The sequence below is a fragment of the uncultured Ruminococcus sp. genome, assembly GCF_946415235.1.
Taxonomy (GTDB): domain Bacteria; phylum Bacillota; class Clostridia; order Oscillospirales; family Ruminococcaceae; genus Ruminococcus.
Genome location: NZ_CAMKRR010000118.1, coordinates 1 through 8,447, shown reverse-complemented (window position 1 = coordinate 8,447; position 8,447 = coordinate 1). Strand labels below are relative to the sequence as shown.

The 8,447-nt window shown below is 44.5% G+C and carries 5 protein-coding genes; 4 read left to right on the top strand and 1 reads right to left on the bottom strand.

Annotated elements, in window-relative coordinates:
- Positions 1 to 406: 406 nt before the first annotated feature.
- Complete coding sequence (locus Q0R37_RS14040; RefSeq protein WP_294755184.1) at positions 407 to 2,317, bottom strand: NAD(+) synthase; 1,911 nt, start codon at positions 2,315 to 2,317, stop codon at positions 407 to 409.
- A gap of 191 nt (positions 2,318 to 2,508) precedes the next feature.
- Between Q0R37_RS14040 and Q0R37_RS14035 the strand changes: the two genes are divergently transcribed.
- The 4 genes from Q0R37_RS14035 (at position 2,509) to Q0R37_RS14020 (ending at position 8,344) form a co-directional block, all read left to right on the top strand.
- The gene (locus tag Q0R37_RS14035) at positions 2,509 to 2,970 is read left to right on the top strand and encodes a GNAT family N-acetyltransferase (RefSeq protein ID WP_294755183.1); all 462 of its coding nucleotides are present in this window, start codon (positions 2,509 to 2,511) and stop codon (positions 2,968 to 2,970) included.
- Positions 2,971 to 2,988: 18 nt separating this feature from the next.
- Positions 2,989 to 5,559, top strand: a complete 2,571-nt coding sequence (locus tag Q0R37_RS14030; RefSeq protein ID WP_294755182.1) for a PEP/pyruvate-binding domain-containing protein — start codon at positions 2,989 to 2,991, stop codon at positions 5,557 to 5,559.
- Between the two features lie 52 nt (positions 5,560 to 5,611).
- The gene (locus Q0R37_RS14025; RefSeq protein ID WP_294755180.1) at positions 5,612 to 6,880 is read left to right on the top strand and encodes an FUSC family protein; all 1,269 of its coding nucleotides are present in this window, start codon (positions 5,612 to 5,614) and stop codon (positions 6,878 to 6,880) included.
- Between the two features lie 123 nt (positions 6,881 to 7,003).
- Entirely contained in the window at positions 7,004 to 8,344 is a 1,341-nt protein-coding gene (locus Q0R37_RS14020) for a citrate synthase (protein ID WP_294755179.1), read from the top strand.
- Positions 8,345 to 8,447: the final 103 nt, after the last annotated feature.

Here is an 8,447-nt window from a genome sequence, read left to right as displayed (position 1 = left end):
AGAATACCTTTATGCGAAATCCACTAAGCGCAGGATACTAAGCTGGCGTGATATTCACGTTAATGTGTTTATCTGAATAAAACAACAAGGCTCTCACAGTTTCGGCTGTGAGAGCTTTTTTGTACACTCTTTAAAACGAATGGCCGCCTAATGGCGGCCATCATGTTATAACGTTGATTTTGTATGCTCCACGGTCTTCGGGACCACAAGCCGACGCTTACGGATTTTCGGCAGTTTTTCATGTTTTAATATAATCCTGTTTTGTCCCTGTTTTTCGGGGAGAAAAGCTGATTTGGCGCTTATTGCCTTTGCAGAAAAATCTTAAAACTGTAGGAAAAGTGTAGGAAAATAATAAGAATCTCACAGCCACTTGCAAGTTCGTTTGTGTATCAATTCGATCACGTTATCAATCAATGTTATCCAATTCTTTCAGCCAAATATTAGCGGAAGCATCACTTGGCATACGCCAGTCGCCGCGGGGAGAAAGAGTAACAGTTCCTACCTTCGGACCGTCGGGCAGACATGAGCGTTTGAACTGCTGTGCGAAGAAACGCCGATAAAATGTTTTCAGCCATTTCATTATAACATCTTTAGAATATGTTTCTGCAAAAGCGAGAGAGGCGATACGGAATATCTTAGAGGGAGAAAATCCGTATCTCAGCATATAGTACATGAAGAAGTCGTGAAGCTCATACGGTCCGACAAGATCTTCTGTTTTCTGAGCTATGGTACCGTCTTTCTCAGGCGGCAGCAGCTCGGGACTTACAGGAGTAACAAGTATATCGAACAGGACTTTTTTCAGCTCGCCCTCTGATACTTCAGCTTCATAGTTTACAAGCCAGCGTACAAGGGTTTTCGGAGTGGACGAATTTACTGCGTACATTGACATATGGTCGCCGTTGTAGGTTGCCCAGCCAAGAGCAAGCTCTGAAAGGTCGCCTGTACCGATAACGATACCTCCGAGCTGATTTGCTTTATCCATAAGCACCTGAGTGCGTTCTCTTGCCTGTGAGTTTTCGTATGTAACATCATGCACCTCAGGAGACTGTCCTATGTCGGCAAAATGCTGAGTTACACTACTGCAAATATTTATCTCGGTAAGCGTTGCGCCGTAAGTCTTTCCCAGAGAGCAGGCGTTATTGTACGTCCTGTCGGTAGTTCCGAAGCATGGCATGGTTATGGTATGGATACCGCTCCTGTCAAGTCCGAGCATATCAAAAGCGTGAACGGCAACTATCAGGGCAAGTGTGGAATCAAGTCCGCCCGAAAGTCCGAGTATAGCCGTTTTGCAGCCGATATGACGCAGTCTTGTCATAAGACCAACTGCCTGTATGGTGAGTATTTCTTCACATCTGCTGTCAAGTGCCTTTTTGTCGGACGGAACAAACGGAGTTTTTGGGAAAGCTCTGTCAAGGATCGTCTCAGTAACATCAAGCGAAAAATATGCAGTTTTACAGCTCGGGCAAGCAGAAAAAGAGTTCATTCTTCTGCGCTCGTAGGATAATTTTTTTATGTCGGTATCAGCAATTGTCAGTCCGCTTGAAAACGCCTTGGACTCAGCTAAAACAGAACCGTTCTCCGCTATTATATTATGTCCTGCAAATACCATATCCTGCGTGGATTCGCCTATACCTGAATCGGCGTAGGCGTAGGTGCAGGCGAGTGAGCCCGAATGTGCTTTTATAAGAGTTCTGCGGTAATCTGCTTTGCCTATGACTTCATCGCTTGCGGAAAGATTGAATATGATGACAGCTCCCGAGGCTGCAAGCCACTCCGACGGTGGAGAACTTACCCACATATCCTCGCATATCTCAACGCCGAAGGTGAGCTCAGGAAGCTTCCTGCAAGTGAAAACAGTATCTTCAAGATGAACGGAATACTCTTCGTCAAGCTGAATATCTGCACACAGACTTTCATTGGCAGCGGTAAAATGTCTGACTTCATAAAATTCGCTGTAATTCGGTATATTCTTCTTTGCAACAGCACCGATTGCTTTGCCTCTGTTTACGATAACAGCGCAGTTATACAGTTTTCCGCAGACTGCAAGCGGTACACCGATAAGTGAAACTATATCCAGTTTTTCTGTCTCTCTGATTATCCTGACAAGCTCATGCCTTGCAGAGCTTAACAGCGCGTCCTGCAAGAACAAGTCGCCGCAGGTATAGCCTGTTACGGAAAGTTCGGGAAAGCATATTATTTTTACTCCCTTGCTGTGGGCATCGGTAATAAGTTCAATTATCCTGTCAGTATTGTACTGACAATCTGCAACTTTAACATCAGGCGTTGCACAGGCTATTTTTATAAATCCGTCCTTCATAGTATCCCTCCAAAAAGAAAAAGGCACTGCGAAAAAACGCAGCGCCCTTGCTTGTCTGAGATTATTATATATCAGATACAAGAAATTGTCAAGGAAAAACTTGACATAATAAAACGAGTATGATATAATGCAAGTAAAGAGCAACGGTGCTGTGTATTCAGCACCGTTTTTGCGTTTTTGGAGGTGATACGGTGTTACAGATAAGATATAAATGGACTGACGGCAATAACAGGGATTTTCAGAGATTCTATTTATCTACAGAGGAATATTACAGCAGTCTTGTAGGCGGAGTTCAGAACCGCACAGGCTTTATCCCTTACAATATATCCGAAAGCATAGGCACTGTGCTCATAGCCTGTATTGATGATATCGCTGTTGGCTGCGCGGGACTGAAAAGATACTCAGATACAGATGCGGAAATCAAGCGAGTATGGGTAGAACCTGAATACCGCCGACAAAGTATTGCTGAAAATATGATGAATATGTTAGAGAAACTGGCCGGGAAATTGAAATTTCAGCGTACTGTGCTGCAAACACGTGAAGCGATGAAAGAAGCCGTATCGCTTTATGAGAAGCTTGGATACTATCGTATCAATAATTATCCGCCTTACGACAGACTCGAAGGCGCAGTCTGCTATGCTAAAAACCTGTGATAAAAGGGAGGTGCTTTTATGGCTGCTTTTGACAGGATATTATCGGGAATACCCGAAATGGATACAGCACTTGACAATATAAGGCTCGGCGACAATGTTGTATGGCGAGTTTCGGAACTTTCTGAGTTCAGGCTCTTCATGGAGCCTTATCTCAGGCAGGCTATTGCAGACGGCAGGAATATCATATATTTCAGATTTGCAAGTCACGAGCCTCTTGTAGAGAACCGCCCCGAGGTAAAAACTATCGAAGTTCCGCTTTCGCACAGATTTGAGACCTTTACCGTTGATATTCACAACGAGATCGAAAAGGCAGGCAGGGACGCCTTTTACATATTCGACTGCCTCTCGGAATTGCAGGCAATGTGGGCGACTGACCTTATGATGGGCAACTTCTTCCGCGTGACCTGTCCCTTCCTTTTTATACTTGATACAGTTGCATTCTTCCCGATAATACGCGGAAAGCACTCCGTTCATGCGATTAATAAAATACTGGACACCACACAGCTTTTTCTTGATGTTTATTCGGATAAAAAGAACGTTTATGTACGTCCCGAAAAGGTGTGGAACAGAAGCTCAGACACGATGTTTCTTCCGCACACCTATGAGCCGGAGACAGGGCGATTCCGCCCCATTCTTGACGGTGTCAAGTCCAGCCGCTTCTATCAGGTTCTCGGCAACGCCCAGCGCTCCGCGGACGAGCAGTTCATGGATTCGTGGGACAGGTCGTTCAAGAAAGCAAAAGTCCTCTTTGAAAACGGCATTGATATAACCGAGCAGTGCAGTAATATGTGTAATATCATGATGACAAGGGACACAAAAATGCGTGAAATGGTCAAGAAGCACTTCCGTCCCGAGGACTATTTCAGCGTCCGTGACCACATGATAGGCACGGGAATGATAGGCGGAAAAGCCTGCGGTATGTTGCTTGCGAGAGCCATTATCCGCAACACCGAGCCTGATATAAACGAAGTTCTCGAACCGCATGATTCATTCTATGTAGGCTCTGACGTTTACTACACATACATCGTTGACAATAATTTCTGGGATATGCGCATAAAACAGCGCACCGAGGAAGGCTATTTCTCCCTTGCAGATGAATTCGCAAAACAGCTTTTGAACGGCAAATTCTCCGATGAGATGCGTGAACAGCTCAACCGTATCATCGAATACTACGGACAGGATCCGTACATCGTCCGTTCGAGCAGTATCCTTGAGGATGGCTTCGGCAACGCATTTGCAGGCAAGTATGAGTCGGTTTTCTGTTCTAACAGAGGTACTCCCGAAGAGCGACTCGAAGAGTTTGAAAATGCGATAAAAACTGTCTACGCAAGCACCATGAGCCTTTCCGCTCTGGACTACCGCAAACGCCGCGGGCTTGACAAGCGTGATGAGCAGATGTCCCTGCTGATACAGCGTGTGTCGGGCTCTTACTATGGCGCATACTATATGCCATGCGCGGCAGGTGTGGGTTATTCTTACAGCCCATACAGCTTTCTGAAAAGCTCCGACCAGTCCGCAGGAATGCTGCGCCTTGTAATGGGACTTGGTACGTCAGCCGTCGACAGAACAGAGGGCTCATATCCCCGTCTTGTAAGCCTTGATATGCCCGAAAAGACGATATATTCGACTTATGCGGACAGACACAGATTTTCACAGGGCAAGGTGGAAGTCATCAATACTTCTATCCACGACCTTGAACGTCTGCCGCTTTGGACGATTGAGCCTGAGATACCTGAGTATCTGCAAAATATTCTCCTCGAACACGACTTCGACGCAGAAAGCAGACTGCGGGAAATGGGACGGAGAGTATCGTCAACTTTTATCTCCTGCAAGGGGCTTGTCAGCAATAAAACTCTCATGTCGCAGATGCAGAGAATGCTCCGCTGTATACAGGACGAGTATGAATATCCTGTTGATACGGAGTTCACTATAAACGTTTCTGACAGCGGCGAATACTCCATTGACCTTCTGCAGTGCAGACCGCTTCAGGTCATCAAGGACAAGTCGGGAGTTGCTGTTCCCAATGATATACCTCAGGAGCATATCCTTCTCGAAAGCAAGGGAGCTTCAATGGGACTTTCAAAGACTTCAAAGCTTGATATTATCGTGTATGTCGATCCCGTTGTGTACTACAATATGCCTTACAGCGAGAAGAATTCCGTTGCGAAAATGATAGGCAAGATAAACTGGACTTACCGCAACAGCGGCAAACATATGATGCTGATGGTGCCGGGAAGAGTGGGAACTTCTTCACCCGAGCTTGGCGTACCGACAACATTTGCCGATATAAGTGAATTTGACGTCGTGTGTGAAATGGAGGAAGCTCGTGCAGGCTATAACCCCGAGCTTTCCTATGGCAGCCATATCTTTCAGGATTTAGTGGAGGCGGAGATACTATACACAGCTGTATTCAATAACAGCAAAACACTGCATTTCGCTCCCGATAAGCTGAAAGAGCTGCGGAATGTGCTTGAAGATATCGATGAAAACAGCGGACTTGACGACGTTATACACATCTACGACGTGAGCCGCTGCAAGTGCGAGCTTTACAATGACATCAAGAATGAACATCTTCTTATAACGATCTGAGCAAGGGGGCTTATCCGCAAGGGTAAGCCCCTTTTTTACTGGAGTGAGAATATTGAAACTGACATTTCCGCCTATTGGGGCAAGAATAGTAAAATCGTCAATAGCAGTCGGACTGTGTATGGCGGTGTATTTCATAAGGACGCTTCTGCCTGTCGGCAACGGCATACCTTTCTACGGGGCATTGGCGGCTCTGTGGTGCATACAGCCCTATACCGATACTACCAAAAACAATGCATTGCAGCGTTCAGTGGGAACACTTACAGGTGCAGTATACGGGCTTCTCTTTCTGCTGTTGTTCCGCAGGCTGGGTTTAGCCATACCTGAGTTTGTCTATATTTCTGCAAGTATTTTCATAATCCCTGTGATATACACAACTGTTGTTATGAATAAACGGAACGCATCTTTTTTCTCATGTGTTGTGTTTCTGAGTATTGCACTTACACATTCCTTTGACGAGAACCCATATCTGTTCGTGCTGAACAGAGTTGTTGATACCTTTATAGGAATTATTATCGGAGTAGCTGTGAACGACTTCCGCCTACCTGTCAGACGTGATGATTCGACTCTTTATGTCAGCGGACTTGACGATGTGCTCATTTCACAGGCCTCAAATTACAGCAAGGTCGAGCTGAACAGACTTATCCGCAGCGGCGTGAAATTCACTATATCCACTACACGCACTCCCGCAGAGCTAATGTCCATAATGCAAGGAACAGACTTGCAGCTTCCTGTGATAGTTATGGACGGAGCTGCGCTTTATGACGTTAAGGAGAAGCAGTACCTTGATATGACATATCTGTCTCCGACTGTTTCAGCAGAAGCCGAAAGGATAATTTCAGAGTGTGGACTTCACTGTTTCGTGAATACTATGCTCGATTCTACCCTGCTGATATACTATGGGGAACTGCATAATTCTGCAGAAAAAGAACTGTTTGAGTCTCATAAACACTCTCCCTACAGAAACTATGTACGCTCCGAATACCGCCGAAAGGATATGAATGAACGTGTTCTGTATATCACCGTTCTCGCTGAAAAGATAGACATCTTTCTGCTTGAAAGAAAACTGCGTCAGCAGCTTGGAGCAAGTGCGAAGATAAGCCTTTCCGACTCTGAATACGAAGGCTTTATGTATCTGAAAGTTTTTTCTCCCCTTGCTTCAAAGGAGAATATGATGATAAGGCTGAAAGAGTATGCAGATGCGGACAAGATTGTGACATTCGGCAGTATACGTGGGAAATACGACGTTTATATCAACGACGGCGGAGGAAATGCCACTGTGAAAAAGCTCAAAAAAATATGCAGAGCACACGGACATTTTTAACACATAAAAATATTGTCAAACTATTGACAATTTATTTGAGTTATGATATTATAATGGTATAGTTAAGCAAGCAATGGCGCTTATCCGCATGGATAGGCGCCTTTCTTATTTGAGGTGATACCGATGATTACTACAAAAGATGTAATGTATTCCGCTTTCTCTGAAGGAAATAATATTCCGGCTGAATATTTTGATAAGTACAGCGTAAAACGAGGACTCAGGAATCCCGATGGTACAGGCGTTATGGCAGGAGTTACTAATATCTGTAATGTTCACGGATATGTTGTGGATGACGGCGAGAAAAAGCCTACAGAAGGAAGGCTGATTTTCAGAGGCTACAGTATCAATGATCTTATCGAAAAAGCTGAAGCTGAGGACAGATTCGGTTATGAGGAAATAGTTTTTCTCCTTCTTACAGGCAGACTTCCGAACAAAAATGAGCTTGATGAATTCAGAATGACATTATCTGATGAACGTGCGCTTCCGCAGGATTTCTTTGAAGATATGATATTGAAAGCACCGTCACCTGATATCATGAACAAGATGTCAAGAGCTGTACTTTCTCTGTATTCCTATGATGAAGCACCCGAATCAAGAACACCAGAGCATGAAGTGGATACAGCCGTATCTCTTATTGCCAAAATGCCTGTAATTATGGTGTGTGCATATGAGACTAAAAGAAGATGCTATGATAATAAATCAATGATAATGCATCCACTTATTAAGGGACAATCAACGGCTGAGAATATACTTTCAACTATACGCACTGACAGAAAGTTTACTCACGATGAAGCAAAATTACTTGACCTTATGCTCATGCTCCATGCTGAACACGGTGGTGGTAACAACTCGACATTTACCTGCCGTGTACTTACTTCATCAGGAACAGACCCTTATTCCGCATATTCAGCAGCGATAGGTTCGCTGAAAGGTCCACGTCACGGCGGTGCAAATCACAAGGCACTGGAAATGCAAGAAATAATAAAGGCAAATGTCAAAAATTGGGAGAACGATGACGAAGTTGCTGATATTCTGAGGAAGATCCTTTGCAAAGAAATTGGCGACGGCAGCGGTCTGATATATGGTATGGGACACGCTGTGTATACGCTGTCTGATCCGAGAGCTGTAATACTGAAAAAGTACGCAGGTATGATGGCCGAGGGGACAGAGTTTGAGAAGGAATTCCACCTTATCGATTCGATAGAGCGTCTCACGCCAAAGGTCTTTGAAGACATAAAAAGCTCAAGAAAAGCAATGTGTGCAAATATTGATATGTATAGTGGATTGGTATATAAAATGCTGAGGATACCGCCCGATCTGTTTACTCCTCTTTTTGCTGTCTCGAGAATGGCAGGCTGGTGCGCTCACAGATTCGAGGAGATAAACAGCGGCAAACGTATCATGCGTCCTGCATATAAATCCATTAATAAGGAAAAGCCATATATTGATATGGAAAACAGATAGAAAGGCTGATAAATATGAAAAAGATAAAAATGAAAACTCCCCTTGTTGAAATGGACGGCGATGAAATGACACGTGTGATATGGAAGATGATAAAGGATATACT

Excerpts from the sequence above, each read along its gene's own strand:
- Q0R37_RS14040 (WP_294755184.1), bottom strand. The coding sequence starts at position 2,317 with ATGAAGGACGGATTTATAAAAATAGCCTGTGCAACGCCTGATGTTAAA.
- Q0R37_RS14030 (WP_294755182.1), top strand. The coding sequence starts at position 2,989 with ATGGCTGCTTTTGACAGGATATTATCGGGAATACCCGAAATGGATACA.
- Q0R37_RS14020 (WP_294755179.1), top strand. The coding sequence starts at position 7,004 with ATGATTACTACAAAAGATGTAATGTATTCCGCTTTCTCTGAAGGAAAT.